Source organism: Microbacterium sp. NPDC091662 (genome assembly GCF_044756705.1).
Lineage (GTDB): Bacteria > Actinomycetota > Actinomycetes > Actinomycetales > Microbacteriaceae > Microbacterium.
The window spans coordinates 2,141,527-2,154,379 of record NZ_JBIVTM010000001.1; the positions used below are offsets into that span (position 1 = coordinate 2,141,527).

Annotated in this window: 14 protein-coding genes and 1 tRNA gene; 9 read left to right on the forward strand and 6 right to left on the reverse strand. The window is 69.0% G+C overall.

Translation table 11 applies throughout. The features are described 5' to 3' along the window. Positions 1-11: 11 nt before the first annotated feature. Complete coding sequence (locus tag ACIQLD_RS10475; RefSeq protein WP_402607950.1) at positions 12-641, reverse strand: MarR family winged helix-turn-helix transcriptional regulator; 630 nt, start codon at positions 639-641, stop codon at positions 12-14. A 118-nt stretch (positions 642-759) separates the two neighbouring features. On the opposite strand from ACIQLD_RS10475, the gene ACIQLD_RS10480 reads away from it, so the two are divergent. Next, positions 760-1,566, forward strand: coding sequence for a hypothetical protein (locus ACIQLD_RS10480; RefSeq protein WP_402607951.1), 807 nt, complete (start codon positions 760-762; stop codon positions 1,564-1,566). A 60-nt stretch (positions 1,567-1,626) separates the two neighbouring features. On the opposite strand, the gene ACIQLD_RS10485 is transcribed toward ACIQLD_RS10480, so the two are convergent. Further along, complete coding sequence (locus ACIQLD_RS10485) at positions 1,627-2,271, reverse strand: TetR/AcrR family transcriptional regulator (RefSeq protein WP_402607952.1); 645 nt, start codon at positions 2,269-2,271, stop codon at positions 1,627-1,629. A 73-nt stretch (positions 2,272-2,344) separates the two neighbouring features. Here ACIQLD_RS10485 and ACIQLD_RS10490 point away from each other — a divergent pair, with 73 nt between their 5' ends. Next, complete coding sequence (locus tag ACIQLD_RS10490; protein WP_402607953.1) at positions 2,345-3,229, forward strand: alpha/beta fold hydrolase; 885 nt, start codon at positions 2,345-2,347, stop codon at positions 3,227-3,229. Continuing rightward, positions 3,226-3,567 carry an NIPSNAP family protein gene (locus tag ACIQLD_RS10495; protein WP_402607954.1) on the forward strand — a complete coding sequence of 114 codons (342 nt, stop codon included), beginning with the start codon at positions 3,226-3,228 and terminating at the stop codon, positions 3,565-3,567. Before ACIQLD_RS10490 ends, ACIQLD_RS10495 begins: the two co-directional genes overlap by 4 nt. A gap of 22 nt (positions 3,568-3,589) precedes the next feature. Here ACIQLD_RS10495 and soxR read toward each other — a convergent pair whose 3' ends face one another. Further along, a complete protein-coding gene (gene soxR, locus ACIQLD_RS10500) occupies positions 3,590-4,030 on the reverse strand; it encodes a redox-sensitive transcriptional activator SoxR (RefSeq protein WP_292766350.1) in 441 nt (146 codons plus the stop codon). A gap of 114 nt (positions 4,031-4,144) precedes the next feature. Here soxR and ACIQLD_RS10505 point away from each other — a divergent pair, with 114 nt between their 5' ends. The 3 genes from ACIQLD_RS10505 to ACIQLD_RS10515 are packed head-to-tail and all read left to right on the forward strand — an operon-like array spanning position 4,145 to position 7,992. Further along, positions 4,145-5,587 (forward strand): MFS transporter, encoded by a 1,443-nt coding sequence (locus ACIQLD_RS10505; RefSeq protein ID WP_402607955.1) that lies wholly within the window; start codon positions 4,145-4,147, stop codon positions 5,585-5,587. An 18-nt stretch (positions 5,588-5,605) separates the two neighbouring features. Then, entirely contained in the window at positions 5,606-6,916 is a 1,311-nt protein-coding gene (locus ACIQLD_RS10510; protein ID WP_402607956.1) for an NAD(P)-binding domain-containing protein, read from the forward strand. A 44-nt stretch (positions 6,917-6,960) separates the two neighbouring features. After that, complete coding sequence (locus tag ACIQLD_RS10515; protein ID WP_402607957.1) at positions 6,961-7,992, forward strand: FUSC family protein; 1,032 nt, start codon at positions 6,961-6,963, stop codon at positions 7,990-7,992. Positions 7,993-8,033: 41 nt separating this feature from the next. On the opposite strand, the gene ACIQLD_RS10520 is transcribed toward ACIQLD_RS10515, so the two are convergent. Together ACIQLD_RS10520 and dcd are read right to left on the reverse strand one after the other, a co-directional pair. Beyond that, complete coding sequence (locus ACIQLD_RS10520; RefSeq protein WP_402607958.1) at positions 8,034-8,537, reverse strand: hypothetical protein; 504 nt, start codon at positions 8,535-8,537, stop codon at positions 8,034-8,036. Between the two features lies 1 nt (position 8,538). Then, positions 8,539-9,144, reverse strand: coding sequence for a dCTP deaminase (dcd, locus tag ACIQLD_RS10525; RefSeq protein WP_141386944.1), 606 nt, complete (start codon positions 9,142-9,144; stop codon positions 8,539-8,541). Positions 9,145-9,246: 102 nt separating this feature from the next. On the opposite strand from dcd, the gene ACIQLD_RS10530 reads away from it, so the two are divergent. Together ACIQLD_RS10530 and ACIQLD_RS10535 are read left to right on the forward strand one after the other, a co-directional pair. Continuing rightward, positions 9,247-9,320: transfer RNA gene (locus ACIQLD_RS10530), tRNA-Gly, on the forward strand. Between the two features lie 54 nt (positions 9,321-9,374). After that, on the forward strand, positions 9,375-10,634 hold the full coding sequence (locus tag ACIQLD_RS10535; RefSeq protein ID WP_402607959.1) for a S8 family peptidase: 1,260 nt from the start codon (positions 9,375-9,377) through the stop codon (positions 10,632-10,634). Between the two features lie 120 nt (positions 10,635-10,754). Here ACIQLD_RS10535 and ACIQLD_RS10540 read toward each other — a convergent pair whose 3' ends face one another. Then, complete coding sequence (locus ACIQLD_RS10540; RefSeq protein WP_402607960.1) at positions 10,755-10,994, reverse strand: DUF2283 domain-containing protein; 240 nt, start codon at positions 10,992-10,994, stop codon at positions 10,755-10,757. Between the two features lie 283 nt (positions 10,995-11,277). Between ACIQLD_RS10540 and ACIQLD_RS10545 the strand changes: the two genes are divergently transcribed. Further along, entirely contained in the window at positions 11,278-12,834 is a 1,557-nt protein-coding gene (locus tag ACIQLD_RS10545) for a serine hydrolase domain-containing protein (protein ID WP_402607961.1), read from the forward strand. The last annotated feature ends 19 nt before the right edge of the window (positions 12,835-12,853 follow it).

A 12,853-nucleotide genomic window follows, 5' to 3' on the forward strand; every position in this document is an offset into this window, starting at 1 on the left:
GGGCCCTGTGCTCAGCGCTGCCAGTTGTCGGCGAGCTTGTTCAGCAGTCGGGCGAGCTCGATGCGCTCGTCGTCGGTGAACGTCGTGAGGGCGGTCGTCAGCATCTCGCGACGTTCCCCCCGCATGCCTCGGGCGAGGCGTCGACCCTCGTCGGTCAGCGCGATGCGGGTGCGTCGCGCATCGTCGGGGTCGGCCTCGCGGCGCACGAACCCCCGCTCCACGCCCTGTTGCACGAGCCGTGAGGCTCGCGGCTGGTCAACCCCGATCGCTGCACCGAGGTCGCTCACGCTGAGCGGGGCGGATGCCGCGGCCAGCGCCTCCAGCATGCGCATGCGGGCCGGGCCGGCGAGCCGACCGGACGGGTCGGCCATCCAGGGCGGCATCCCGGGGTGACCGCGGTGGTGGTCGAAGTGGTCGTGCGGATCGTCGCCGTCTCGCCCGCCGTGTGGGCCCCCGTGCCAGCCGTGGGGGCCGCCATGTCCGCGACCGCGGCCGTCCGCTGCCCTTCCCCCGGGACCCCGCTCGCCGGGTCGCCGACCACGCAGGCGGGACAACGCCTGCGCGATGGCTTCGGCGGGATCCGGTGCGGCGGGATCCGGTGCGGCGTCGTTCAGTGCGGCGTCGTTCGATTCGGTGGTCACCGTTCGATTTTACATGCGACTTGACATGCATTGATAGTTCATGTCACACTACATGTACATGCACTGTGACATACAGATGCACACTGACATCAAACTCCCATCGACAAAAGGATTTCCCATGAACACCTCTGAATCACAGAACGGGCCCGCCCAGGGCCCCGAGAACACCTCCCGCCCCTTCGGCTACTGGCTGAAGGCCGCCGACCGCCTCATGGCGGCGGAGTTCGCCACCGCCTTCGACAGCGAGCATGCGAGTCGTCGCGACTGGCACATCCTCAACATCGTCGACGGCACCGTCGCATCCGACCGCCCGCTGAACAGCCACAAGCTGCACCGACTCGTCGAGCGCGGCTGGGTCTCCCCCGAAGGAGACGGCTGGACGCTCACCGACGACGGCCGCGCAGCGAAGGAACGCCTCGGCAGCATCGTGGACGAGATCCGCGCGAAGGTCAGCGAGGCCGTCTCCCCCGAGGAGATGGCCACCACGCTGGCGTCGCTCGAGAAGATCGCCCGCGCATTCGGCTGGGACGAGGAGACCCCTCTTCCGCGCGGACGCCGGCACGGCTTCGGCGGTCCCCGCCACGGACGCGGTTTCCCGCGCGGATTCGGACGCCCGTTCGGGCGCGACTTCGGCCACGACGTGGAGCACGGCCAGGAGCACGGCGTCGACCGCAGCCACGGCTTCGGCCCCGGGCGCGGCTTCGGCCCCGGGCGCGGCTTCGAGCACACGACGGATGTCGAGCACGGATGCCGCCACGGCGAGCCCGGTGCCGGTCACCGCGGTAGCGGTCACGGGCACCCGGGTCACGGCGGCCACGGCGACCACGGGCACCGCGGACACGGTCCGCACCGTGCGGAGCGCATCGCTCAGCACGCATTCGAGCGCGGTTTCGACGCGGGCTTCACCCGCGGTCGCGACGCCTGACCGACAGAAGCACCAACGAAACGCCTCACCCGAGCACGCCGGGTGAGGCGTTTGGCGTTCTCAGAGATCGAGCAGAACCACGGCCGCCTCGTCGGCACCCGCAGCACGCAGCCGGGCACGCATCGCCGCGGCGGCGAGCGCATACGGTCGCGCGTCGTCCAACAGCAGCGAGCGCGAGTTGGCCTCTTCGTTCAGGGCGACCAGCTCGAACGCGAGCACCTCGGGGTCGGCGTCGACCTCGCCCGCGTGCACCGCATGACGCAACTGCGCCTCGACGTAGCCGTACCAGTCGACCAGCGCCGCGCGCACGGCATCGCTCACCGGCCCGGACTTCGAGTCGACGTCGGCGGCGGTCGCCGCGAAGAAGCACCCGCCGGTGAAGACACGCTCCTTCGAGTACGTCAGCGAGTTGCGCAGCAGCGCGGCGAGTCGGTGCACGCCACGGGGGTGTGCGCGCGCCGGCTCGACGATCCGGGCCGTGAAGATCTCGCGGGCGGCGGCGACCGTCGCCAGCTGCAGACCCTCTTTGCTCTGGAAGAGCGTGGCGATGCTGCTCTTGCTCGACCCCGAGGCTTCGGCGAGGCGACCGATCGTCAGCCCGTCGAGGCCCTCGACCGACGCGAGGTCGGTCGCACTCTGCAGCACGATCCGTCGCGACGCATCGCCGCGGGCTCTCCGCCCGTCCAGAACCGCGCTTTCGGCCATCTCCCTAGTATACGAACGATCGTTCGCCTAATATACGTATGATCGTTCGTATTGTTCTGGCGAAGGAGCTCTCATGCCGTCCGTTCCCGCGCTGCTCGCTCGCAGCATCCATGCCGCCGCCGCAGTCTCGCCCCGGATCGCCGGCGACATCGCCTACCGCCTGTTCTTCACGACGACTCCGCGGATGGTGGTGCGCGACGCCGATGCGGCCACCCACGCCGACGCGCACCGAGGACGACTGACAGTGCGCGGCGTCGACGTCGCCACATACGAATGGGGTGCCGGGCCACGAACGGTCCTACTCCTGCACGGATGGCGCGGACGCGCCTCGCAGTTCGCGCCCCTCGTGCGGGAGCTCGTCGCCGAGAGGTTCCGTGTCATCGCGTTCGACGCCCCGGCCCATGGCGCGTCTTCCGGGCGGAACACCGACATCCGCGACTGGATCGATGCCGCCGGGCAGCTGCAGACCGACCACGGACCGTTCGACGCGATCATCGGACACTCGTTCGGCGCATTGGCCGCGCTGACTCTCGCACGATCGACCGTTCCCACCCGGGCGGTCGCCGCGATCGCCGGAGCCGCGAGTCCCGACGCCTTTCTCACCCAGTTCGCCGAGGACCTCCGCCTCGACGCCGCCACGACAGCACGCCTCGCCGAGCGGTTCCGCCGGAGGCTGGGCATGGATCGGTCGGAGGTGTCCGCACGCTATGACGCCGCCCGTCATCCCCTCCCCGCCGACACCGCGCTCCTCGTCGTGCACGACCGTGGCGACCGGCGCATGCCCGACCACGACTCCCTCCGCCTGCACGACGCCCATGGCGACCGCTCTCGTCTCATCCGCACCGAGAGACTCGGCCACACGCGGGTGCTGTCGGCGGATGCCACGCTCGATGCGGTCGTCGCCCTTGTCACGGATTCGGAGGTGATGTCGCCGACGACGAGTAATCTGGCGCCGTGATCACCTGCGTCGTGACGTACACGATCGATCCGGAGAAGATCGACGCCTTCGAAGAGTTCGCGCGCGCCTGGATGCGGCTCGTCGACCGTCATGGCGGCACCCATCACGGCTACTTCCTCCCGTCCGAGGGCGCGAGCGACCAGGCCCTGGCCCTGTTCACCTTCCCGTCGCTCGCCGAGTACGAGGTGTATCGGGCGAGGTTCGGCGTCGATCCCGAGTTCGTCGAGGCCGATCGCATCCGCGACGAGAGCGGATGCGTGCTGCGATACGAGCGCACCTTCATGCGACCGCTGCTGCCGACGGACCTCGTCCCGGAGGCCACCCGAACCGAGGGCTGACCGCATGGACCGGTCGGCGTCGTCAGATGCGGCGCGGCCCCGGCCCGTCGATGCTGAGCGCGTCTTCGGGGTTGAGCAGACGGCACGCCTTGAGCGACAGGCAGCCGCACCCGATGCATCCGGTCAGCTCGCGCCGCAGGTGTTCGAGCTGTGTGCGCCGGAGGTCGAGCTGCGCGCGCCACAGCTTCGCCACCCGCTGCCAGTCCCGTTGCGAGGGAGGCTCATCCACCGGGAGGCTCTGGAAGACCTCGTGCACATCGGTGAGGGGGATGCCGAGCCGCTTGGCGACGACGATCAGTGAGATCCGCCGCAGCATGTGCCGACGGTAGCGACGCTGGTTGCCCGCGGTCCGGGTCGACGCGATGAGGCCGAGCTGCTCGTAGAAGTGCAACGCCGTCGCGGGGACCCCGGAGCGCCGGACGACTTCGCCGATCGCCAGCAGGTCATCGGGTTCCAAAGACATCGTCGCCTCCTCTTGACCTCGAGTTTACTCGAGGTATTAGCGTGACGATCGGTCGCCGAGGAAAGGCGCCTCCGGGCGGATCACCGCCCGCTCCGACGTCACGAAGGGCAGCCGATGACCCAGACACCACCCCGCACCCATCCCGCAGGCAGTTGGCGCGAACTGCTCGGCAGCCGCTATGCCCCGATCGCCTCGGTGCTGGCCGGCGGCGTGCTCCTCGAGGCGAGCAATGTCTATCTCACGACCAGCCTGCTCCCCACGATCGTCGGTGATATCGGCGGAGCGGAGTTCTACGCCTGGACGATGATGGTCTTCCTGCTCGCCTCCGTCGTCAGCTCGATGATGGTGAGTCGGATCCTCACGCAGCGGGGAGCAGTGCAGGCCTACCTGCTGGCGCTCGGCCTGTTCGCGCTCGGCTCCCTGCTGTGCGCCGCGAGTCCCTGGATGTGGGCGCTGCTCGCCGGACGCGCCGTGCAGGGTCTCGGTGGCGGACTGCTCGCCGGGCTCGGCTACGCGCTGATCCAACGCGCTCTCCCCGAGCGCCTCTGGGCGCGCGGGGCCGCACTCGTCTCGGCGATGTGGGGCGTCGGCAACATCGTCGGCCCGGTGGTGGGCGGCGTCTTCGCACAGCTGGACGCCTGGAGGGTGACCTTCGTCGGGCTCGCGGTGGTCTCCGCGTTGATCGGCATCGTGGTGGTGCGCGCCCTGCCACGCACCACTCGAAGCCGATCCAGCGAGTCCGTTCCGTGGGGATCCCTCGTGCTCCTCTCCGGCGGAGTCGCCGCGGTCGGCCTCGCCGGCGTCGTCCCCAGCGGCCTCGCCACCGGAGTCGCCATCGTGGTCGGCGTCGTGCTGGGCGCGTGGTTCCTGCGTCACGAGCGTCGGGGCCGCACGGGAGTCCTCCCGCGGATCACGTTCGCCGCCGGCTCATCCCTGGGCTGGGTGTACCTCACGGTCGCCGTCCTGGCGTTCGCGATCGGCACCGAGGCGTTCATCCCGCTCTTCGGCCAGGAGATCGGCGGACTGATGCCGTTCGTCTCCGGCCTGCTCGGTGCGGCCCTCTCGCTCGGATGGTCGATCACGCAGGTGTTCACGGCCAACGCCACCGGCATCCGGTCCCGTCGCGTGCTCATCACGATCGGTCCCCTCGTCATCGCCACCGGCCTCACCGCATACGGTCTGCTCCAGCACGAAGCCCCGTCCGTCCTCGTGATCGCCCTCTGGTTCGCCACACTGTTCCTCGCCGGTGCCGGCATCGGCCTGGGGTTCCCGCACCTGACCGTGGCCGCGCTGGGGAGCACGCCGGGCGAGGAGGAAGGCGCCAAGGCGGCCGCGGCCGTCAACACCGTCTTCATCATCGCGAGCGCGTTCAGCTCGGCCATGGCCGGGGTGCTCGTCAATCTCGCGATGCCCGACATCGTCGAGGCCGCCCGACTGCTGATGCTGGTGTTCGCGGGCGTCACCGTTCTCGGCACCTTCGTCGCCCGCGGTGCGAGCTGGGGCATCGGACGCGCGGACACCGACACCGACACCGACACCGACACCGACACCCACTGATCGAAAGGCGCCACGAGCATGGACACGAACATCGACACGAACACTCCCGTCACCGTCATCGGCCTCGGCGAGATGGGAACGGCGATCGCCGAGGCGCTCATCGAGCGCGGCCACCGCACCACGGTGTGGAACCGCACCGCGAGCAGGAGCGCACCGCTGGTCGCGATCGGCGCCGAGGCCGCTCCGACGGCGGCGGCCGCAGTGGCCGCAAGCCCTCTCATCGTCGTGTGCCTGCTCGACGGAGACGCCGTGGATGCCGTGCGGGGAACCCTCGATGCGGATATGCGCGACAAGGTCGTGGTGAACGTCACCAGCGGATCACCCGCCGCGGCCCGTCGCACCGCGGAGTGGGCGTCGGCACACGGCGCGAAGTACGTCGACGGGGGCATCATGGGCGACGTGTCTCGCGTCGGCACGCCCGATGTCCTGTTCTCCTTCAGCGGCGACCATGACGGCTACGAGGCGCACCGTCCCGTGCTGGAAGGGCTCGGCACCATCGCGTACTTCGGAGAAGACCCCGGATTCGCCGCCGTCGAGTTCCTCGCCCAGGTCGCGGTCGGCTACGAGTTCCTCCTCGGTCTGCTGCACACGTTCGCGCTCGTGAAGGCCGAGGGTGCCGACGTCACCGCATTCGCCGACCGCGTCGCCGGTTCGATCGGAGGCTACGTGCCGCTGGTGAAGAGCTTCGGCGCCGCCGTGTCGACGCGGGAGTACGGGCCGGACCTGGGTCCGCTGAGCGTGCAGGCGGCGCTGATGGACGACCTGATCAGCCATCGCGAATCCCTCGACATCGACACTGTGCGCATGCGAGAGGTCCAGCGATTGATGGACAGGCGGATCTCCGACGGCCACGGCGATCAGGGCTTCTCCAGCCTGTTCGAGCTGTTGGACGACTCGCGACCCCGCCGACGAATGGGTGATGACGTGATCCCGTTCGGCCCTCAGCTCATCGGGCAGACGGAGAAGGCACTGAACGCGCTTCTGCAGATCGTCCTCTCGGGCCGCGACCTCACGGAACGCCAATGGATGTCCCTGCGACTCGCCTCACAGCTCGACGACGGCGACGACCTCGACACCTTCGTGGCCGCCCGCCTGCATGGTCCGGATGTCGGGCGGCTCCTCGCTTCGCTGCGCGACCGCGGGCTCATCGCCGGCTCTGCGCTCTCCGCCTCGGGTGCGGCCCTGGTCGCGGAGATCGGACGGGAGATCGCCGACCTCACCGGCTCCCTCTGGGAAGGCATCGACGAGCGCGAGTCCCAGGCCGCGACCCGGGTGCTGAACCACGTCCTCGAAGAGGCCAGAATGCTTCTGCGTGCCTCGACGGCCTGACCCGACCGCGTCGGAGGATTCCGAGGGCGACGTAGGCTGGATCGGTGGCGGATTCCCGGGGAAGAGTGTGGACCGGCGTCCTGCGCGTCGAACCACACCGCGGTGACCACAGGGTGGCTCTGCGCGCCGCGGTCAGCGTGGCGGTGCCGCTCCTCGTGCTGTGGATGCTGGGGCGCCTCGACCTGAGCATCTACGCGAGCTTCGGAGCCTTCGCCGCCCTCTACGGGCGCCACGACGTGTTCCGCGACCGCATCCGGATGCAGGCCAGCGCCGGCGGTGTGATCCTCGCCTCGATGCTCATCGGCACCGCGCTGTCGGTGCTCGCCGCTCCCGCCGCGGTCAGCATCCTCGTCGTCGCGGTCATCGCCTCCGCCGTCACCCTGCTCGCCTACACGATGCGGTGGCATCCGCCGGGGCCGCTGTTCCCGGTGTTCGCGGTCGGGGCGTGCGCCACGATCCCGGCGACCGTCGCCTCGTTCGGCGACGTGCTCGTGATCGGCGGACCGAGCGTGCTGTTCGGGCTCGCCATCACCGCGCTCATCGGCGTCTTCGCCCGCAACACCGACGCCGTTCCGCCGAAGACCCGGCAACCCGTGGGGCCGATCGCCGGGGAGATGGCCGTGTCGGTCGGCATCGCGATCGTGGGTGCAGGTTTCGCCGGTCTGCTGATCATGGATTCGCACTGGTACTGGGCGGCCGTCGGCGCGGTCGCCGCGGTCAGCGGGCCGCAGCTCAATGCCCGGGTGATCCGCGGCATCCAGCGCCTCGTCGGCACCCTGCTCGGCGTCCTGGTCGCAGCGGGCATCCTCGCAATCGACCTGCCGCCGCTCGCCGTCATCGCCCTCGTGGTCGTGCTGCAGGCCGCCGCCGAGCTGTTCGTCGGCCGCAACTACGGCATCGCGATGGTGTTCATCACCCCGCTCGCGTTGCTCATGGTGCACCTCGCCGCGCCCACCCCGGTCGACATGCTGTTGCAGGACCGCGCGATCGAGACCGTGATCGGCGTGGCCGTCGGCACCCTCGTCGCCGTCGCGTCGGCGGCTCTCCGGCGCCGACAGCTGCCGAAGCGCGCCTGAGCCTCAGTTGTTCGGGTTTCGCAGGCCCGCGGGCTGCGAACCTACGAGATCGGCGCGAACGAGATCGGCGCGAACGAGATCGACGCCGCGAGCTCGGCGCCCGCGAACGGGAAGGTCGTGGTGTTCAGCAGGTAAACGCCCACGACGATCGCGGCGACGAAGAGCACGAACAGGAGTGCGAAGATCACGACGGTGAGCACCCGGTAGCCGCCGGATGTCGGAGCCTCGGGCGCGACGGAGGGCAACGCCCAGTCATCCGCCACCGCGGCGGGCGGCTCCCCCTCGAGGATGGCCGGAGTCGGACGCGGGCGGTCGGAACCGCGGCGCATCGCGGGCGGTGGCGGCGGGATCACCGCGTCGGCCGCGGAGACCGTCGAGGGGGTGTCCGACGGGGGCGGGGTCAGCAGCCCCTCCGGGATCGGGATCTCGGGTGGGGGCGGCGGGATGACGACGTCGGCGGGCGGGATCAGCGGCTCGTCCGGGAGGGCGCCCGGCTCGTCCGGGACGACCGGGTCTTCCGGGGGTGTGCCGCTGACATCGCTCATCTCAGCCTCCGACTGCTCCGATGTCGGTCGTGCCGACATCGGTCCGATGGAAGTTCTGGAACGACCGGGAGGCGGTCGGTCCGCGCTGCCCCTGGTACCGGTTGCCATAGGGGCCGGAGCCGTAGGGGTTCTCGGCAGGAGACGTGAGGCGGAAGAAGCAGAGCTGCCCGATCTTCATCCCCGGCCACAGCTTGATGGGGAGGGTCGCGACGTTCGCGAGTTCGAGCGTGACGTGCCCGGTGAACCCCGGGTCGATGAACCCCGCGGTCGAGTGGGTGATGAGTCCCAGGCGCCCGAGCGACGACTTGCCCTCGAGGCGTGCCGCGATGTCGTCGGACAGCGTGACCTGCTCGAACGTCGCGCCGAGCGCGAACTCACCGGGGTGCAGGATGAACGGCTCGTCGGGGTCGACCTCGATCAGGCGGGTGAGCTCGGGCTGGTCGACCGACGGATCGATGAAGGGGTACTTGTGGTTGTCGAACAGCCGGAAGTACCGGTCCAGGCGCACGTCGATGCTCGACGGCTGGATCATCCCGTCTTCGCGCGGTTCGAGGCCGATGCGGCCGGATGCGAGTTCTGCCTTGATGTCGCGGTCGCTGAGAAGCACGGGTTCAGCCTAGTTGCCGTGGGCGTCGGCCGTCGTGCCTGCTTTGGCCATCGGGCACCCGCCAGGTAGGCTTGCGTTCACCCGCTCCTCGGATGCGAGTACGGGACTGTAGTTCAATGGTAGAACTTCTGCTTCCCAAGCAGATGGCGCGGGTTCGATTCCCGTCAGTCCCTCCATGTGATTTCCCCCCATCTAGGCTGAATAGTCAGCATCATCACGGGGGGAAGAGAATGGTTGATCGCGCACGACGATGGATTGCGGCCGGAGCAGCGCTGGCCGCCCTGGCGACCGCGGCGGTGGTTCCGAGCGCGGCCGCCGCGCAGGACTTCTCGTCCGGTGGGCCCAACTGGTACATGGATGCGATGAAGCTCGCCCCCATCCACGACGCCGGCATCACCGGTGAAGGTGTGACCATCGCCGTGTTCGACGGCGGACTGTACCTGGAGTCACCCACGCTGCAGGACGCCGACATAGAGGTTCCCGACTTCGACGCGTGTCACGACCCGCTGGACTACGCGCCGACCCAGTACGAGGAACTGCAGCACGGCACCTCGGTGACCTCTCTCATCGTCGGGAACGGCACATCCGAGGGCGGCGAGGGGCCGAAGGGGATCGCACCGGACGTCGACATCCTCTACTACGGGGCGCTGCAGGGCGGCGACAGCCTGGGTCAGTCCCCGTACACGTGCAAGGCGCCGTTCGAGGACTTCCTCGACGACGCCGTCTCCCGCGGGGCCGACATCGTCACGATGTCGGGCGGCACGAATTTCCTCGTCGAGGAACTGGCCGAGGGCGCATACGAGGGTGTCGCGAGGGCGCTGCGAGCCGGAGTCGTCATCGTCACCGGGCTCCCCAACAACGACGACGTGTGGGCGAACGAGCTGGACACGGCCAACGGTGTCATCAGCGTCGCCTCCGTGGACGCAACCGCTGCTCCTGCGAAGAAGAGGCACTCAGAGGAGGAGATGGCCGACCCGAACACCGACGTCACGGCTCCCGGAATCGGTGTGGCCGGCGTCGGCTTCAACGACACCTGGGGCATGACCACCTGGCAGGGCAACTCCGCCGCGGCGCCCCTGGTCGCGGGACTCATCGCCCTCGGCATGCAGAAATGGCCGGACGCGACAGCCGCGCAGCTGACCCAGTCGCTCATCCACAACACCGGATCGACCCCTCACGAACTCGAACGGTCCGACCGGTTCGGGTACGGGATCGTCAACGCCACCCGGTTCATCGCCGAGGACCCGACACAGTACCCGGACGAGAACCCTCTCTTCGTGGAGGGCCGCTCGCCGTCGTTCGACGCGGTCTACAACCCGCCCTCCCCCACGCCCACCGCCGAGCCTGTCGCTCCCCAAGAGTCGCGGCTCCCGATGGTGCTCGTGAGCCTGGCAATCGTCGCGGTCCTCGCCCTCGCCGCGGTCGCCGGCGTCATCATCCTCATCGTGATCATCGTGAAGCGCCGCCGACGAGTACCCGACCAGGACTGATCCACCGGATTCCCCCATCCGAATCATCGCCGGCTTTTTTGGATCGGCAAGGTCGTCTCCATTCGAGACCACCTCAGCTGTATCCCGTGAAGCAGAGGCGAGCCTCGATGTCTCGGCCTGTTAAGAGTCCGTCGCGAAAATGCGTGTGGCGCGATCAAGATCTTCGGCCCGGAGGAGTCGCGACGCGTGAAGAACTTCGATGCCGACGAGATGTCCTTCTGCGTCGAAGTCGAGGATGATCTCGCCTTCTCCGCGAGGACCACGGATGTCTCCGACTTGAGCGGCTGCTTCGCCCTTGCCTAAGTCGCGACCGACAGTGATGTATGCCGCGTCCACTTCGGGGTCATACCTGATGCTCATCAGCGGCCTCCGCTCGTTCCTCCGCCACCAGACCGCATGACGGTGATGATGTTACCCGTCTTATCGCTGCTCTCGCCGCTGTTCGTGATCCTGCTGCGTAGAAGGTGCGGACGGCAGCGGAGCCAGACGACGAACGCCGTGTTCGTCGCTCCGCACACATCGGGCCCCGACACTCGGTGCCCGCGGACATGACTTCGCCCGCGCGGCACGAGAGTGTGGAGACGAACCGGCGTTCTGCCTGGGAGCACCCGCCGCGAGAGCACGCCCGAACAAAGGAGTCTCCATGTCCAGCGAAACCCTGGTCGTGCCACTCGTCGATCAGCTCGACGCGTTCTTCGGGCAGTACACGGCTGCCGGTCAGTCGCCGGGGCTCGTGTACGGAGTCGTCGGGCCCGATGGCCTCGAGCACACCCGAGGGTTCGGGACCGCCGACGACGACGGCAGCGCCCCTGACGGCGACACGGTCTTCCCGATCGCCTCGATGACCAAGAGCTTCGTCGCACTCGGCGGCCTGCTCGCCCGAGACCGCGGGCTCCTCGACCTGGAAGCCCCCATCACCGACTTCTATCCGGAGTGGCACGGCACGGTGGGTGACGAACCGGCTGCCGCCCCGACGCTGCGGCAGCTGCTCAGCATGGGCGGCGGACTCACCGAGGACAACTCGTGGGTCGACCCGTTCCTGGGCCTCTCCGAAGCAGAGCTGGTCGAACGGATCAGACCCGGCTTCAACTACAGCACCCACCCCGGAACTGCCTTCGAGTACTCGAACATCGGCTTCACGATGGCCGGTCTCGCCGTGGGCACGGCCGTCGGTCGGCGCGTGGAGGATTGGGTCACCGACGAGATCCTGCGACCACTGGGGATGAACAGCACCTGGTTCGACAACCGCGCACCGGAAGAGGGGTTCCACCGAGCGGTCGGATACTCGCTGAACACCGATGGCGACTGGGTGGGGTTCCCGCCCGCCGTGTCCGACGCCATGGCCGCAGCCGGCGGCATGCAGTCGACGATCAACGACCTCAGCATCTGGGTGCGCTTCCTCGCCGCCGCCACACGACCTGCTTCGACGCCCGCGAGCAGTGACGATGCCATCGTGAGCCGAGCGTCACGGCGTGAGCTGCAGCGCATCCATCAGGTCGACATCCCCTCGCTCCAGGCACGTCCTGACGGCACCTGGAAGTTCGTCACCGGGGGCTACGCGCTCGGCCTCTTCGTGCGCGAAGACCTGCACCGCGGACGCATCGTCACGCACAGCGGCGGCCTTCCCGGCTTCATCCTGAACATGGTGTGGCACGCGGGGTCCGGGAAGGGCATCGTCGTCTTCACGAACAGTCACCGGAGCAACCCGGTCGTCCTGTCGGAAGACGCACTGTTCCGCGCGCTCGCCTTCGACGACACGCCCGCACGCACCGTGCAGCCGTGGCCGGAGACGCGACGACTGATGTCCGCCGCCGACGATCTGATCCGCTCCTGGGATGACGCCCTCGCCGCCGAGATCTTCGCCGACAACATCGACTTCGATCGCCCGCTCCCCCAGCGCCGGGCCGCTATCGACGAGCTCATCGCCCGGGTGGGACCGCTGCGCAACGGCCTCGGCACACCCGAGGTCGTCTCCGCAGCGACCCCGGCCGACATCACCTGGTCGATCCCCGCCGCACGCGGCGAGCTGATCTGCATGATCCACCTCACCCCGGTGCGACCCGCACAGATCCAGGAGTTCGAGGTGATCGCCGTCGAGCGGAGCATGCCCCGTGCCGCACGACCGACCGACATCTCCGCCCGACGTCGCGCCTACACCCGACCGACCGTGAGCTCGCTGCCGAACACGCACGTCATCTGAGCCGCGGGCGCTTCCGGAC